Source organism: Methyloversatilis sp. MC4-4, assembly GCF_049843555.1.
GTDB lineage: Bacteria > Pseudomonadota > Gammaproteobacteria > Burkholderiales > Rhodocyclaceae > Methyloversatilis > Methyloversatilis discipulorum_B.
Window position 1 is genome coordinate 23,321 of sequence record NZ_JBBHZK010000002.1, and the last position, 14,048, is coordinate 37,368.

Here is a 14,048-nt window from a genome sequence, read left to right on the forward strand (position 1 = left end):
CCGCCATGCCCACGATAGAACTCCGCGGCGACCGCCTCGCTGGCGCGGTCACGCTGCGCAGCACGCTCGCCGACCTGCTCGACCGCCTGTACGCGCGCGACGGCGCGCTCGATGCATCACGCCTGACGACGCTGGTGGTGACCGACGACGTCGCCGTGCCGGCGCAGGGCCAGGCCGAAGCGCCGCCGCTGGTGCGCGAGGACCATGCCGACGGCTGCACGATCACGCTGGCGGCGCCCTATGTCGAACAGGCGCTGGGCGGCGACGCCGACCAGTTGCTGCAGCTGGTACACCTGCTGCACCGCGAACTGTGGCGCGGCCAGCTGACGCTCGACCCGGTCGCCGGGGCACCGGCGGACGCGCTGGCGGCGCAGTTCGCGCCCATCGTCGCGCGCATGTTCGACGAATACCGCGCCAACCGCGCCAGCGCGTGGTCGCTACCGGCCAAGGCCGACCTGCTGCTGCCCCACCTGCTCGGCCTGCTGGAGGAACTGCCGGCTGCCTGCGAACGGGCGCTGGCCGACTACCGGCTCGATGGCAATCTCGACGCGCTGGCCGGCATTTCGATGGCGCGTCTGGCGCTGCTGATGCAGACCACCGCCTTCAGCCTCGGCTACCTGGCCGGTCTCGGCCGTACCGTTGCCGATATCGCACCCGAACTGAAGGCGGGCATCGACGCCTCGCTGCTCGGTCGGGAATGGCCGCGTATCGCCGCGCTGCTGGCCGGCGCCACTGCCAGCGAGGGGGAGGCGCGCGCGCTGCAGCTGGACATGCTGCGCACGCGCGTGATCGCCGTGCTGGGCGCAATGGGCCTTGCCTCTCGCCTGGGCGAGGACGGCGCGGTCTGGATGGACGTGGCCGACGCGTCAGCCGAAGCCACCGCCGCCGCGGTGAAGCGCATGGGCACGATGCACTGAGCGTTGGCGCTGCGCTCTCCCGCAGCAGGGTAACAGCCCCCGGCCCGTATTGCTGCAGAAAGCCGCAATGCTGCGGACGGCATCTCCAGCCCTCGCCGCGCACCATCCACCGCTGCCGTCGCGGTCGGAAGACCGCTCCTATGGCTGCTCGAGCGCACACGCGGTGGGAGCGGCCTCAGTCGCGATACCGCTCACACACGCGGTCCAGCGCTGCGGATCATCGCCGGACCATCTGTCGGCGACATGAAAATGTCAAGTCCGCATCAACTCGTTGCAACCGGCATCGATCAGGCTGCGCAGGCGGCAAGGAAGCAGATCACGGCACAGGATCTCTTTGCCGAAGTTTGCATACCGGTCACCGATACACGAGGCGCCTCCCCATGTCTCCCCGCACTTTGCACGACGCCGCGAACGACGCACTCTTCCGGCCCTTCCCGCTGCTGCGCCCGCGACCGCGGCTGCGCGCGGTCGCTCCGGCGGCGCTGCAACATGCGGCGGCGCTGCCAGCCGCCATCGAATTCACGATTGCCGCCGATGCGGCAGACCTGGCGGCAGCAGAGGCGCTCGTCGTGCGCTGCTATGGCTGGCGTGGCTATGGCGTCGAGCAGCGCGCCGCACGGCAGGGTGAAACGACCTTGCTCGCGCGGCTGGAGGGCGAAGTGGTCGGCACGCTGACCGTGCGTTGCGGCACACGGCTGCGTCTGCAGGCGGAAGCAGGCTATGCCGAACACGTCGGCGAACTGCGCCGGCAGGGGCGCCGGCTGGTCGAATACACCCGTTTCGCCATCGACCGCGAGCGGGCGCTGCCGGACGATCTCGCGCCGCAACTGATGCGCCGCGCACTGCTGCTGGGGCACGTCGCGCTCGGCGCCACCGACTGCGTGATCGAGGTCAACCCGCGCCATGCGCGCTACTACCGGCGCGAGTTCGGGTTTCGCGAGTTCGGGCCCGAACGCACCTGTGAACGCGTCGGCGCGCCCGCCCGCCTGCTGCATCTGGACATGGTCGTGCCGCCGGCCTGCCTCGCGCACGACCCGCGGACACCGCTGCACTGAATGAGACGGCCCGCCGCTCAGCGGCCGCTGCTGCCCGGAGCCGGCACCTGTTCGGCCGACACCGCTTCGCCCTGCACCGCACGGATGCCCAGCGCGTACAGCCCGGCCAGCGTCTCCGCGTGTTCGACCGCCACCGCCATCGGCGTGATCGACAGCGCCGACGCAATGCCGGCCAGCGAGCTCACGTAAGCACCGGAGTCCGGGTTCAGCAGCGCTTCGCGCGTCAGCGTGACCGAGAACTTCACGTGCGCCGGACGCAGGCGGCGCAGCAGCGTCAGCGCGTTTGCATGAAGGCCGAAATGCTTGATGCCCAGCGCCAGACCGTTGGCCTGTGCCTGATGGGCAAAGGCCTCGGCGGCGTCCGGGTCGCCGAGCAGTGCAGACTCGGGGAACTCGAGCACCAGCGTGCCGACGCGCGGGTCGTGACGGTAACCGCGCAGCCAGCGCTGGATGTCGGGGTCGGTCAGCGTCGCCGCACCGACATTGACCACGGTGGCAATGCCGTCGCGACGCGTCTTCGCATGTTCCAGCGCGCGCATCAGGCAGGCGCCGTCGAGCGCGGCCGACACGCGGGTTTCGCTGGCGTAGGCGATGTACTCGGCAGCGCGGATCAGGCGCTGGCCGTCGTCCAGCGTGGCACGCAGCTCGACGTGCAGCGGCGCTCCGATGTGTTCGCCATCGAGTGCCCGCGTGGTCTGTTCGGCAAAGGCGATGCGCCCGGCCCCGATCAGCTCGCGCACGCGGGTACGCAGACTGCCGCCGCCCGCTTCCGCCAAACGCGCGTGTGCCAGCACCGGCGCCGCGCCACTTTCGATGCGCCACTGATGCAGCGCGCGATCGGCCGCTGCAAGCCAGTGCGCTGCGTCGCCGTCGCCGGCGCAGTCGGCCGCACCGGCCCGCCAGGCGTAGGCCTGACCTGCCCCGGCGGCGGCGGCGAGGCTGTTGAGCCGCGCGAGCAATGCCGTCAGCGCGTCGTGCGTCGTGTACTCGTCGGCATCGAACAGCAGCGCGAAGCAGGCACCCTCGACGCGGCCGCTCAGTTCAACCGTATCGATGGCCGCCATGAAACCGGCCGATTCGGTCAGCAGATCGTCGACCGCTTCGCGACCATACAGATGGTTCAGGTCCTCCAGCCCCTCGACGCGCAACAAGGCCAGCCAGCCGCTGCGCGTACCGGCTTCGATGCGCGCTTCGAGCGCGGCGCGGAAGCCGCGACGGTTCGGCAGGCCGGTCAGTTCATCCACCAGCGCCTGGTCGCGGAACTGCGCAGCGCGCCCGGCTTCGCTTTCGAGCGCGCCGGCCATGGCGGTGAGCATGCGGTTGAAGGCACCGACCAGTGGCTGCAGTTCGATCGGCATGCGCGTTTCGTCGATGGGCACGAACTTGCGCGATGCCGCCGCCACCGCCGAACGCTGCACGCGGCGCAGCGGGCGCAGACCCCAGCGCAAGGCCATCAGGCCGAGCACACTGGCCACCGCCAGACCGCCGCCCATCCACAGCGCCAGGGTTTCGGCGACGGCCCACAACTGCAGCTGTGCCCAGTGCGGATGCGGCTCGACGACGACGCTGCCGGCAATGCGCCAGCCATGCATGATGTCGGCACTCTGCGCGCCGGCCGCCAGCGGCAGCAGGTCGATGAACCACTGCGGCGCACCACCGGCCAGCCGCGCCGGTGCCTGCCGCGCGGCGATCACCGCACCCTTGGCATCGCGCACCTCTATGCGATGCAGATAGCTCTGGTCGAACACCGGCTCGACCAGGCTTTCGGCATTCTGCAGCGCCGGTTCGCCGCCGGCGGTCAACGCCACCGTCAGCGACAGCGCGATCGACTGCGCCTGGCTGGCCATCTGCGCCTCGACGCGGTCGCGCGACACCCACAGCGCGGTAGCCAGCGCCGCCGCGAAGGCGACGACACCGACGCCGAGCAGCGCTGCCAGCAGACGCAGGCGCAGGCTGTTCATCCGCGCACCTCGGCCTCGACCCGGTCGAGCAGCTCGCGCCACTTGCGCAGTTGCTGCGGCGAGCCCAGTTCGCGGTCGCCGCCGCTCTGCACCTTCCACACGCGGTCGTCATTGAAGCTGTAGACCGGCGTCAGGTCGGGCCGGTCGCGCGCCAGCATGAAACGCTTTTCGAGATTGTCGAGCACCCAGGGCTCGGCGCCGAGCTCCGGGTAGTAGGCGAGCACCATGTGGTTTTCCAGGCGCCCTTGGCGGAGCAGCCGCACGTAGGTGATGCGCAGCTTGTCGGCTGGCATGCCCAGTTCGCGCAGCGCGAAGTACTTGGTCAGCGAGTAGTCCTCGCAGTCGCCGGCAGACAGCGCGGCGAACTCCACCGGCGTCGCCCAATAGTCTTCCGACTGCCAGAGCTGCGGATCGGTCACGTAACGCGCGCGATTGGCGATCTGGTTGATCCGCTCGACGCGAACCGCTTCGTCGGCGATGCGGCCGGCGGCATTCAGCGCCTCGGCCAGCTCGGCCATGCGCGGTCCGGCCTTGTCGCCGAAACGCGCCGTCATTTTCTGCTGCAGCTCAGTACGCACGGTGAGCAGATAACCCTGGTAGGTGAACGCAGTCGCCTGTGCCGCCATGAACACCAGCAGCAGGCAGGCGATCAGGCGCGGACGGGACAGCACGACAGTCAGGGCGGGCAACGGTGTCATGGCGACGGGGCAAAGGACAGTTCTCCTTTAACGGTCGTACCGTGCTTCGCCTTGATGCGGAGCGGGCGCTACCAGAACTGCCATTGTGCCGTGTGCACCACCCACAGGCCCAGCAGCAGATTGGTCAGCGCGTGCGAAACGATGGGCAACCACAGGCGCCCACTCGCCCGGTACAACTGACCGTAGGCCAGCCCGGCGACGATGCCCGCCGCCCACTGGCCATGCTCGAAGCCGAAGGCGATCGAGCAGAACAGCATGCTGCGCAGCGTGACCGAGCGCGCGGCCACCGCAAGGAAATTCGGGGAATCGAGCCAGCGCTGGATGAAGGAGCGCCAGAACAGCTCTTCCATGACAGGCACGACGACGGCGGCACCGAAGATGCGTACGACGACCAGGGGAAGGATGAGCGCACCGGCCTCGTCCAGTGGCTGGTAGCCCTTGCCCGGCGCGAAGGCGAAGGGCGAGAAGTCGAGCCATATCCAGATCGCCCAGACGACCGCGCCGGACACCAGCGCCGCGACCCAGCCGGCGGCACCGGCCAACGGCCCGGATGGCGGCGCTTCGCGCAGTTCCACGTAGTCGCGCTGAAAGTACAGCAGAGCGGCAATGACGCTGGCGATCTGCACCGCATACATCCAGCGCACGTCGACACCGGCCAGCTCGGCCAGCGGCGCGGAGATGACAAGGAAGACGATGTAGAGGGCGAACGGAAGTACGCGTGCGAGCACTGCACGCCTGGATGCTGCGGTGGTCGGGCTCATCAGGGCCGTGGCGGGAAGGTCCGGAATGGCCGGATCATACGGCCGCCATGCGACATGGAAATGTCACCAACCGTTACAACGTCACCCGGGTGTCGACTGCGCCACGACCGGCGTCCACACGGGCAGCCATCCCGGTTCGCCCGGCGCGGCCTGCCAGGGTGGCGCCGGCTCGCAGCCGGGCATCCACAGCGCCTCGCGGCCGACCGCAAGGATGGGAGCGCGATCGCGCAGCCAGGGCGGTAGGCCACATTCCTGCGCGATCTGCTTGACGCCGGCACGCGGTCGCCCGGGACCGCGGCAGACGCGGTCCTTGGGCTGGCGGGCACGTATCGTGAGCGAGCCCGTGGGCAGTGCGGATGGCGCAAACCCGCGCCCGATCACGGCGTCGAAACGCAGGCATCCCGGACCCCAGGCGATGTCGTTTTCGCCCTGCCAGACGACAGCTGCGGGCGGTGGCTGATCGGGCATCAGCCACAGCAGGCCGCGATGACAGAAGCCGGCGACGCCGGCGTGTGTCACCGGGCATTCGGCGCCCGGCTGCCAAGCGCGGATCTGGCGCAGCCATTCGTCCAGCCACGCTTCGGTCGGTGCCGTGCGAGCGCCATGTACGCGCAGCAGGCGACGCAGCAGGTTGCGGCTGCGCGCGTCGTCGAGCGCACGCAGCCCGTCGATGGACCAGGCGATGCCCCATTCGGTCGCCATGGACAGTGCGGCCGCATCGGCGTCGGCCAGGCCGTCGAGCAAGGTCTGCGCCTCAGCCAGCCGGCGGGCGACGCCGGACATGGTTTCGGCGGTGCGCGGCCAGCGAGCGGCCAGCCGCGGCATCACCTCGCGGCGCAGGTAATTGCGTGCGTAACGGATGTCGGCATTGGATTCGTCCTCCATCCACACGAGTCCGTGCGCGCGTGCGCACGTTTCCAGCGAGACGCGGGACAGGCCGAGCAGCGGCCGCAACTGGGCCGGACGCGACGGGGTGGGCGGGCGCCAGACGGGCATGCCGGCCAGGCCGAGCAGCCCGGCGCCGCGCACCATGTTGTGCAGCAGCGTTTCCGCCTGGTCGTCGGCGTGGTGGGCGGTCAGCAGTGCGTCGGCACCCAGGGCCTGCGCCTGCGCGTTGAGGGCCCGGTAACGGGCGTCGCGGGCGGCGCATTCAAGCCCGTCCGGGCTGGCCGTGTCGAGCTGCACGCGATGCAGCGAGAACGGAATGCCGAGCGCGGCCGCCTGCACCGCGCAGTGATCGGCCCAGGCATCGGCGTTCGGGCTCAGCCCGTGGTGGACGTGCGCGCACGCCAACCGCCAGCGATGGACATCGCGGACCGCGGCCAGTGCGTGCAGCAATACGGTTGAATCAAGCCCGCCGCTGAGGCCGATCAGCAGCTGGGCGCCGTCGGCCAGATGCGCCGCCGCGCTGGCGGCGATGCGGGCGTACAGATCAGGCGACCGCCTGCTCCTTGAACTTTCCATAGGACATGAGGCGCTCGAAACGGCGCTCGACCAGCTGGGTGGGGGTCAGGTCGGCCAGCTGGCGCAGCGATTCGGCCAGCGCGCGCTTGAGCGAAGCCGCCACCGTGGCGTGATCACGGTGCGCGCCGCCTGCCGGCTCGTTCACGACCTTGTCGATCAGGCCCAGCGTCTTCAGGCGCGAAGCGGTGATGCCCATGATTTCGGCGGCGTCGGCTGCCTTGTCCGCGCTCTTCCACAGGATGGAGGCACAGCCTTCGGGCGAAATGACCGAGTAGGTCGAGTACTGCAGCATCATCAACGTATCCGCCACGGCAATCGCCAGCGCGCCGCCGGAGCCGCCCTCACCGATGATGGTGGACACGATGGGCACGCGCAGTTCGGCCATCGCGTAGAGATTGTGGCCAATCGCCTCGGACTGGCCGCGTTCCTCGGCGTCGATGCCCGGATAGGCGCCCGGCGTGTCGACGAAGGTGAACACCGGAATGCCGAACTTCTCGGCCAGCTTCATCAGGCGCAGCGCCTTGCGATAGCCCTCGGGGCGCGGCATGCCGAAATTGCGGAGGATCTTTTCCTTGGTGTCGCGGCCCTTCTGATGACCGATCACCATGCAGGACTGGCCATTGAAGCGGGCGATGCCACCAACGATCGCGTGGTCGTCGGCGAAGGCGCGATCGCCGTGCAGTTCCTGAAAGTCGGAGAACATCAGGCGCAGGTAGTCCAGCGTGTAGGGGCGCTGCGGATGGCGCGCCACCTGGGCGATCTGCCACGGCGTGAGCTTGGCGTAGATGTCCTTGGTCAGCGCCTGGCTCTTGCCCTCGAGTCGCGTGATTTCCTCGGATATATCGACAGCGGAGTCATCCTGGACAAAGCGGAGCTCTTCGATCTTGGCTTCGAGCTCGGCGATCGGCTGTTCGAAATCGAGAAAGGTTGTTTTCATCAGGCTGACCACAAACAAAGGTGCGCAATTCTAGCGCGTCGAGGGCGCGACGGCTCGTGCCGCGTGCAAGCGGCCGCAGCAGCCGGATTACCTCTGTAAATCAATGGGATGGAAAGAAAAAACCGGCTTGCGCCGGTTTTCTTCCTACTTGATTCGCCGCAGATGCGGTCGCGCCGCCGGCTTTTCCGGTGTCGTCAGCACCGGATGCTCGACCCGGTCGGTGACCGGGTTGGGCGCCAGATCGGCACGGACCGGCTGGCCCGGCGTCACTTCGAACGCCATGCCATGGCCGTTTTCGCGCGCGTAGATCGCGGCGACGCACTCGACCGGAATCGTCAGTTCCTGCGCCACGCCGCCGAAGCGGGCGGAACAGGTGATGAGCTCGTTGCCCATCACCAGCTGGTGCACCGCCTCGCGGCCGATGTTCAGGATGATCTGGCCATCCTTTACATACTGGCGAGGCACGCCGGCGCGGTCGTCGACAACGACCGCGATGTACGGCGTCAGCCCCTGGTCGGCGCACCAGTCGAACAGTGCGCGCAACAGATAGGGCTTGGTGGAAACGGAACTCATGACGTCCATGAAGACTTTCGCGCAGAGCCGACGCGGGTCAGCGACGCATCACCTTTTCGGACGGCGTGAGCGCATCGATGAATCCCTGACGGGAGAAGATGCGCTCAGCGTACTTCATCAGCGGTGCGGCCGACTTCGGCAGCTCGATACCGTAGTGGTCAAGGCGCCATAGTAACGGAGCGATGGCCACGTCGAGCATGGAAAATTCCTCGCCCAGCATGTACTTCTGCTTGGCGAAGATCGCGGTCAGCTCGGTCAGGCGGTCGCGCAGGTGAGTGCGCGACTTGTCGGCCGTGCGTGCGTTCTTCTCGAGCGCCTCGATGTGCGAGAACAGCTCGTTTTCGACCGTATGCAGCAACTGGCGTGCCCGCGCGCGCATGATCGGATCCGGCGGCATCAGCTGCGGATGCGGAAAGCGCTCGTCGATGTACTCGTTGATGATGTTCGAGTCATACAGGATGAGATCGCGATCGACCAGAACCGGCACGCGGTTGTAGGGATTGATGACCGCGATGTCTTCCGGCTTGTTATAGAGGTCGACATCGATGACCTGGAAATCCATGCCCTTTTCGTAGAGCACGATCCGGCAACGATGGGAAAAGGGATCGGTAGTCCCCGAGTACAGATTCATCATGGTGTTAACACCCCAGGAGTACTCGGCATCCCTCACCACGCGTCTGACGCGTGATGAGGTCGCTTCGCGATGACCGAGAGCTTGCATGACTTTCGGGCGTATTGATTAGTGAATGTCTTTCCAGAATTCGCGCTTGAGCAGGTAGCTCAGAACGAGAAGAACGGAAAGACCGATGATGACCAGAAGACCGGTCTGACGGCGCTTTTCAGCGCCCGGTTCGCCCATATAGACCAGATAGGCGACGAGATCGCCGACCATCGAGTCGTATTCGGACTTGCTCAGTTTGCCCGGCTTGGTAAGTTCAAGCTGGACGACTTCCTTTTCGCCGCCGTGACCGTCCGCCACCTTGACGTGCTTGGCCGTCTGCTCGCCCTGCAGCTCATACAGGACGTGCGGCATGCCAACGTTGGCGAAGGTGGTGTTGTTCCAGCCGGTCGGACGGTTCTCGTCGCGATAGAAGCTGCGCAGATAGGTGTAAAGCCAGTCCGCGCCGCTGCCGTCGGCCGAGGCACGCGAACGCGCGATCACGGTCAGGTCGGGCGGTGCCGCACCGAACCACGCCTTGCCGTCGTCGCGGGTCATGGCCACCTTCATCGTTTCACCGACCTTGTCGGCGGCGAACAGAAGGTTGTCCTTGATCTGCTCGTCGGTCAGGCCGACATCCTTCAGGCGGTTGTAGCGCATGTAGGAGGCCGAGTGGCAGTTCAGGCAGTAATTGACGAAAACCTGGGCGCCGCGCTGGATGGCGATGGCGTCACGGAATTTCTCGGTCGGCGCACGATCGAGGTGCACCGGTTCGGAACTGGCCATCGCCAGCAGGGGCGCGCACAGCGCGCCGAGAAACAGTTTTTTGAGTTGTTTCATGGTTCTCTGGCTCTCAGTGACCGGTCACGCGCGCGGGTTCGGGCTTGCACTTGTCGATCGCGGTGTACCAGGGCATCAGCGCGAAGAACAGGAAGTAGATGACCGTGCAGATCTGCGAAACCAGCGTGCCCATCGGCGTCGGTGCCTGCATGCCGAGGTAGCCCAGGATCAGGAAGGCGATCACGAACACCACCAGCGCCGACTTGAAGATCGGGCCCTTGTAGCGGATCGACTTCACCGGCGAGCGGTCCAGCCACGGCAGCGCGAAGAAGACCATGACCGACAGGCCCATGAAGATGACGCCCCACAGCTTCGCATCGACCCAGAAGAAGTTGATCGTGTTGGCACGCAGGATCGAGTAGAACGGCGTGAAGTACCAGACCGGCGCGATGTGCGGCGGCGTCTTCATCGGATCAGCCGGGATGAAGTTGTTGTACTCCAGGAAGTAGCCGCCGAACTCCGGACCGAAGAACACCACGGCCGAGAAGCAGATCAGGAAGACGACGACGCCGACGATGTCCTTCACCGTGTAATACGGGTGGAAAGGGATGCCGTCCAGCGGGATGCCGGTCTTCGGATCCTTGTTCTTCTTGATCTCGACGCCGTCCGGGTTGTTCGACCCGACTTCGTGCAGCGCGATGATGTGGGCGGCAACGAGGCCGATCAGCACCAGCGGCACAGCGATGACGTGGAAGGAGAAGAAGCGGTTCAGCGTCGCATCGCCGATCACGAAGTCACCACGCAGCCAGGTCGACAGATCGTTGCCGATCAGCGGGATGGCCGAGAACAGGTTGATGATGACCTGGGCGCCCCAGTAGGACATCTGGCCCCACGGCAGCAGGTAGCCCATGAAGGCTTCCGCCATCAGGCACAGGAAGATCAGGCAGCCGAAGATCCACACCAGCTCGCGCGGCTTGCGGTAGGAACCGTAGAGCAGGCCGCGGAACATGTGCAGGTACACGACGACAAAGAACGCCGAGGCGCCGGTCGAGTGCATGTAGCGGATGAGCCAGCCCCACGGCACGTCGCGCATGATGTACTCGACGCTGGCGAAGGCCACCGGCACGCCCGAGGCGTTCAGCGACGCGTCCGGCTTGAAGTGCATGACCAGGAAGATGCCGGTCACGATCTGGATCACCAGCACCAGCAGCGCCAGCGAGCCGAAGAAGTACCAGAAGTTGAAGTTCTTCGGTGCGTAGTACTCCGAAAGGTGTTCCTTCCAGAGCGATGTGAGCGGGAAACGCTCGTCGATCCAGCCGAGCAGGCCGGTCGTGGTCACTACCTTTTCGCCAGCCATCGATCAACCCTCCTTGGAATCCTGGCCGACCAGGATGCGCGAGTCAGACAGGAACATGTACGGCGGAACCTTCAGGTTGTCCGGGGCCGGCATGGCCTTGAACACACGACCGGACAGGTCGAAGGTCGAACCGTGGCACGGACACACGAAGCCGGCGACATCGCCGAGCTGTGCGTTGGAGCCCGACTCGAAGGGGCCCGACGGCGAACAGCCGAGGTGGGTACAGATCGCGACGACGACCAGCACGTCAGCGTGGTCTTCACGCGAGCGCTGCACGTTGCGTGCGTATTCGGGAGTGAACTCGGAAGGATTGCGCTCCGACTTCGGGTCGGCAAGCTTGTCCTCGATCTTGGCCAGCGCTTCGAGCTGGGTCGGCGTACGGCGCATGATCCACACCGGCTTGCCTTGCCACTCGACGGTGGTCATTTCACCGGGACCGAGTTTGGAGATGTCCACCTCGACCGGAGCGCCGGCCGCTTTCGCGCGCTCCGAAGGGGAGAGACTGGTGAGAAAAGGCACTGCCACCGCAAGCCCGGCCACACCGCCAGCACAGGCTGTTGCCACGAGCAGATTGCGCCGGCCGCAATCCGCTTTCCGTTCATTGCCACTCATGCTTTATCCCGTCTAGACAATTGATTCTGCACAACCTGCGATTATACCCTCAAGCGGTGCCCCGTTTAAAGCCCTGCTGCACTGCAAACAACGCGGAAGCGGCGAGAGAAGCCGATTTCCGATGATTTCAAAGCGCGCCCCGGGCATGCAGCGCGGCGATGTCGCCGGCGCCGTATCCGAGCCCAGCCAGCACTTCGTCCGTGTGCTCACCCAGCGCCGGCCCGATCCAGTCGGTGCGCCCGGGTGTTTCCGACAGCCGCGGCATCGGGGCCGGCGCCTTGAACGTGCGACCGTCAGGAAGGCGCGCGGTTTCGAACACCGCCCGCGCCAGATACTGCGGATCCGAGGCGATGTCCTCGATCGAGTAGACGCGGCTCACCGGCACGTCCGCCTCGCCGAGCAGGTGCAGCACCTCGTCGCCGTCGCGCGCGGCGACCCAGGCGTCGATCAGGCCGTAGATCTCGTCGCGGCGCGCGTCGCGCCCGGCGTTGTCGGCCAGCGTGGGATCGTCGGCCAGATCCGGCCGCCCCATCGCGGTCATCAGCCGACGGAAGATGGCGTCGCCGTTGCCGCCGATGATGATGTGACGGCCGTCGCGCGCGGTGTGCGTGTTCGACGGCGTGATGCCGGGCATGATGTTGCCGGTGCGGCCGCGGATGAAACCGAACACGTCGAACTCCGGCAACATGCTCTCCATCATCGCGAACACCGCCTCGTACAGCGCGACATCGACGGTCTGGCCCTGCCCTGCCCCGCGCCCGCCGGTGGCGTCGCGATGGCGCAAGGCCATCAGCGCACCGATCACCCCCCACAGCGCGGCGATCGAATCGCCGATCGAAATGCCCACCTTGACCGGCGGGCGATCGGGAAAGCCGGTGATGTAGCGCAGCCCGCCCATCGATTCGCCGATGGCACCGAAACCCGGCTGCTGCGCCATCGGTCCGGTCTGGCCGAAACCGGACAGGCGCACGATGACCAGCGACGGATTGATGTCCTTCAGCACCGCTTCCGGCAAACCGAGCTTGTCGAGCACGCCCGGGCGGAAGTTCTCGACCAGCACGTCGGCGTCCGCCAGCAGCTTCTTCAGCACCGCGATCGCGTCCGGATGCTTCAGGTTCAGCGTGACCGACTTCTTGTTGCGTGCCTGCACGAACCACCACAGCGAGGTGCCTTCGTACAGCAGGCGCCACTTGCGCAACGGATCGCCACCGTCGGGTGATTCGATCTTGATCACCTCGGCGCCGAACTCGGCCAGGATGCGCGAGGCAAACGGGCCCGCGATCAGCGTGCCCAGTTCGACCACTTTCAGGCCATCGAGCGGGCGTGCCTGCGTGCTCACGCCGGCCGCCTTTCCGACAGCGCCTGGGCAATGGTGCCGATATCGGTGTGTTCCAGCTCACCACCGACCGGCAGACCGCGGGCGATGCGGCTGACGGCGAGGCCGCGCGCGCGCAGCATTTCGCCGAGGTAATGTGCGGTCGCCTCGCCCTCGTTGGTGAAATTGGTCGCCAGAATGACCTCGCGCACGGCGGGATCCGCCGCACGCTCCAGCAGGCGATCCAGCCGCAGCTCCTTCGGACCGACGCCTTCGAGTGGCGCGATGCGCCCCATCAGGCAGAAATAGAGTCCGGCGTAGCTGTGCGTCTGCTCCATCATGAGCATGTCGGCCGGTGTTTCGACCACGCACAGCAGACTGGCGTCGCGGCGCGGCGAACTGCAGCGCTCGCACACCTCGAGTTCGGTGAAGGTGTTGCAGCGCGCGCAGTTGTGCAGCCGCGTCAGTGCATTGCCGAGCGCGCGCGCCAGCTTCTCGGCGCCGCCGCGGTCGCGCTGCAGCAGATGGAAGGCCATGCGCTGCGCGCTTTTCGGGCCGACCGAGGGCAGGCAGCGCAGCGCGCTGACCAGCTCGTCCAGCACACCTGTACTCATGACGGGCGCAGGACCGGACTCAGAACGGCAGCTTGAAGCCCGGCGGCAGGTTCAGGCCCGAGGTGAAGCCGGCCATCTTTTCCTGGGTGGTCGCCTCGACGCGGCGCACCGCGTCGTTGACGGCGGCCGCGAGCAGGTCCTCCAGCATTTCGCGGTCGTCCATCACCGACGGGTCGATGGAAACGCGGCGCACGTCGTGCTTGCAGGTCATGAGCACCTTGACCATGCCGGCACCCGACTGGCCCTCGACCTCGACGCTGGCCAGCTGCTCCTGCATCTTCTTCATGTTTTCCTGCATCTGCTGGGCCTGCTTCATCAGGCCACCGATGCCACCTTTCATCATGGT

The 14,048-nt window shown here is 66.7% G+C and carries 15 protein-coding genes; 2 read left to right on the plus strand and 13 right to left on the minus strand.

Going from position 1 to position 14,048, the window contains the following annotated elements; genetic code table 11:
- The first annotated feature begins 5 nt into the window (after positions 1-5).
- Entirely contained in the window at positions 6-917 is a 912-nt protein-coding gene (locus tag WDZ97_RS06970; protein ID WP_425762272.1) for a hypothetical protein, read from the plus strand.
- A 380-nt stretch (positions 918-1,297) separates the two neighbouring features.
- The gene (locus tag WDZ97_RS06975; RefSeq protein WP_304000279.1) at positions 1,298-1,972 is read left to right on the plus strand and encodes an N-acyl amino acid synthase FeeM domain-containing protein; all 675 of its coding nucleotides are present in this window, start codon (positions 1,298-1,300) and stop codon (positions 1,970-1,972) included.
- Between the two features lie 17 nt (positions 1,973-1,989).
- On the opposite strand, the gene WDZ97_RS06980 is transcribed toward WDZ97_RS06975, so the two are convergent.
- From WDZ97_RS06980 to WDZ97_RS07040, 13 genes are all read right to left on the minus strand, one after another.
- Positions 1,990-3,933 carry an EAL domain-containing protein gene (locus WDZ97_RS06980; protein WP_425762273.1) on the minus strand — a complete coding sequence of 648 codons (1,944 nt, stop codon included), beginning with the start codon at positions 3,931-3,933 and terminating at the stop codon, positions 1,990-1,992.
- Positions 3,930-4,622: a transglutaminase-like cysteine peptidase gene (locus WDZ97_RS06985; RefSeq protein WP_425762274.1), complete on the minus strand. Its 693-nt coding sequence runs from the start codon at positions 4,620-4,622 to the stop codon at positions 3,930-3,932. The genes WDZ97_RS06980 and WDZ97_RS06985 overlap by 4 nt, the downstream gene beginning before the upstream one ends.
- A gap of 77 nt (positions 4,623-4,699) precedes the next feature.
- On the minus strand, positions 4,700-5,392 hold the full coding sequence (locus tag WDZ97_RS06990) for a CAAX prenyl protease-related protein (RefSeq protein WP_425762275.1): 693 nt from the start codon (positions 5,390-5,392) through the stop codon (positions 4,700-4,702).
- An 81-nt stretch (positions 5,393-5,473) separates the two neighbouring features.
- The gene (tilS, locus tag WDZ97_RS06995; RefSeq protein WP_425762276.1) at positions 5,474-6,856 is read right to left on the minus strand and encodes a tRNA lysidine(34) synthetase TilS; all 1,383 of its coding nucleotides are present in this window, start codon (positions 6,854-6,856) and stop codon (positions 5,474-5,476) included.
- Positions 6,825-7,793: an acetyl-CoA carboxylase carboxyltransferase subunit alpha gene (locus WDZ97_RS07000; protein WP_425762277.1), complete on the minus strand. Its 969-nt coding sequence runs from the start codon at positions 7,791-7,793 to the stop codon at positions 6,825-6,827. The genes tilS and WDZ97_RS07000 overlap by 32 nt, the downstream gene beginning before the upstream one ends.
- 144 nt (positions 7,794-7,937) lie before the next feature.
- Positions 7,938-8,375 carry a ClpXP protease specificity-enhancing factor gene (locus WDZ97_RS07005; RefSeq protein WP_020164299.1) on the minus strand — a complete coding sequence of 146 codons (438 nt, stop codon included), beginning with the start codon at positions 8,373-8,375 and terminating at the stop codon, positions 7,938-7,940.
- A 28-nt stretch (positions 8,376-8,403) separates the two neighbouring features.
- Entirely contained in the window at positions 8,404-9,000 is a 597-nt protein-coding gene (locus WDZ97_RS07010; RefSeq protein WP_024300503.1) for a glutathione S-transferase N-terminal domain-containing protein, read from the minus strand.
- A gap of 105 nt (positions 9,001-9,105) precedes the next feature.
- Positions 9,106-9,864, minus strand: coding sequence for a cytochrome c1 (locus WDZ97_RS07015; RefSeq protein ID WP_425762278.1), 759 nt, complete (start codon positions 9,862-9,864; stop codon positions 9,106-9,108).
- Positions 9,865-9,877: 13 nt separating this feature from the next.
- On the minus strand, positions 9,878-11,161 hold the full coding sequence (locus WDZ97_RS07020; protein WP_020164296.1) for a cytochrome b: 1,284 nt from the start codon (positions 11,159-11,161) through the stop codon (positions 9,878-9,880).
- A gap of 3 nt (positions 11,162-11,164) precedes the next feature.
- On the minus strand, positions 11,165-11,773 hold the full coding sequence (petA, locus tag WDZ97_RS07025) for a ubiquinol-cytochrome c reductase iron-sulfur subunit (protein WP_029143637.1): 609 nt from the start codon (positions 11,771-11,773) through the stop codon (positions 11,165-11,167).
- A 127-nt stretch (positions 11,774-11,900) separates the two neighbouring features.
- Positions 11,901-13,112, minus strand: a complete 1,212-nt coding sequence (locus WDZ97_RS07030; protein ID WP_304000263.1) for a CaiB/BaiF CoA transferase family protein — start codon at positions 13,110-13,112, stop codon at positions 11,901-11,903.
- A complete protein-coding gene (gene recR, locus WDZ97_RS07035; protein WP_029143636.1) occupies positions 13,109-13,702 on the minus strand; it encodes a recombination mediator RecR in 594 nt (197 codons plus the stop codon). The genes WDZ97_RS07030 and recR overlap by 4 nt, the downstream gene beginning before the upstream one ends.
- Before the next feature lie 19 nt (positions 13,703-13,721).
- A complete protein-coding gene (locus WDZ97_RS07040; RefSeq protein WP_304000259.1) occupies positions 13,722-14,045 on the minus strand; it encodes a YbaB/EbfC family nucleoid-associated protein in 324 nt (107 codons plus the stop codon).
- Between the last annotated feature and the right edge of the window lie 3 nt (positions 14,046-14,048).

Excerpts from the sequence above, each read along its gene's own strand:
- WDZ97_RS06975 (WP_304000279.1), top strand. The coding sequence starts at position 1,298 with ATGTCTCCCCGCACTTTGCACGACGCCGCGAACGACGCACTCTTCCGG.
- recR (WP_029143636.1), bottom strand. The coding sequence starts at position 13,702 with ATGAGTACAGGTGTGCTGGACGAGCTGGTCAGCGCGCTGCGCTGCCTG.
- WDZ97_RS06980 (WP_425762273.1), bottom strand. The coding sequence starts at position 3,933 with ATGAACAGCCTGCGCCTGCGTCTGCTGGCAGCGCTGCTCGGCGTCGGT.
- WDZ97_RS07005 (WP_020164299.1), bottom strand. The coding sequence starts at position 8,375 with ATGGACGTCATGAGTTCCGTTTCCACCAAGCCCTATCTGTTGCGCGCA.
- WDZ97_RS07000 (WP_425762277.1), bottom strand. The coding sequence starts at position 7,793 with ATGAAAACAACCTTTCTCGATTTCGAACAGCCGATCGCCGAGCTCGAA.
- WDZ97_RS07015 (WP_425762278.1), bottom strand. The coding sequence starts at position 9,864 with ATGAAACAACTCAAAAAACTGTTTCTCGGCGCGCTGTGCGCGCCCCTG.
- WDZ97_RS07010 (WP_024300503.1), bottom strand. The coding sequence starts at position 9,000 with ATGATGAATCTGTACTCGGGGACTACCGATCCCTTTTCCCATCGTTGC.
- tilS (WP_425762276.1), bottom strand. The coding sequence starts at position 6,856 with ATGGAAAGTTCAAGGAGCAGGCGGTCGCCTGATCTGTACGCCCGCATC.
- WDZ97_RS06970 (WP_425762272.1), top strand. The coding sequence starts at position 6 with ATGCCCACGATAGAACTCCGCGGCGACCGCCTCGCTGGCGCGGTCACG.
- WDZ97_RS06990 (WP_425762275.1), bottom strand. The coding sequence starts at position 5,392 with ATGAGCCCGACCACCGCAGCATCCAGGCGTGCAGTGCTCGCACGCGTA.
- WDZ97_RS07020 (WP_020164296.1), bottom strand. The coding sequence starts at position 11,161 with ATGGCTGGCGAAAAGGTAGTGACCACGACCGGCCTGCTCGGCTGGATC.
- WDZ97_RS07040 (WP_304000259.1), bottom strand. The coding sequence starts at position 14,045 with ATGATGAAAGGTGGCATCGGTGGCCTGATGAAGCAGGCCCAGCAGATG.
- petA (WP_029143637.1), bottom strand. The coding sequence starts at position 11,773 with ATGAGTGGCAATGAACGGAAAGCGGATTGCGGCCGGCGCAATCTGCTC.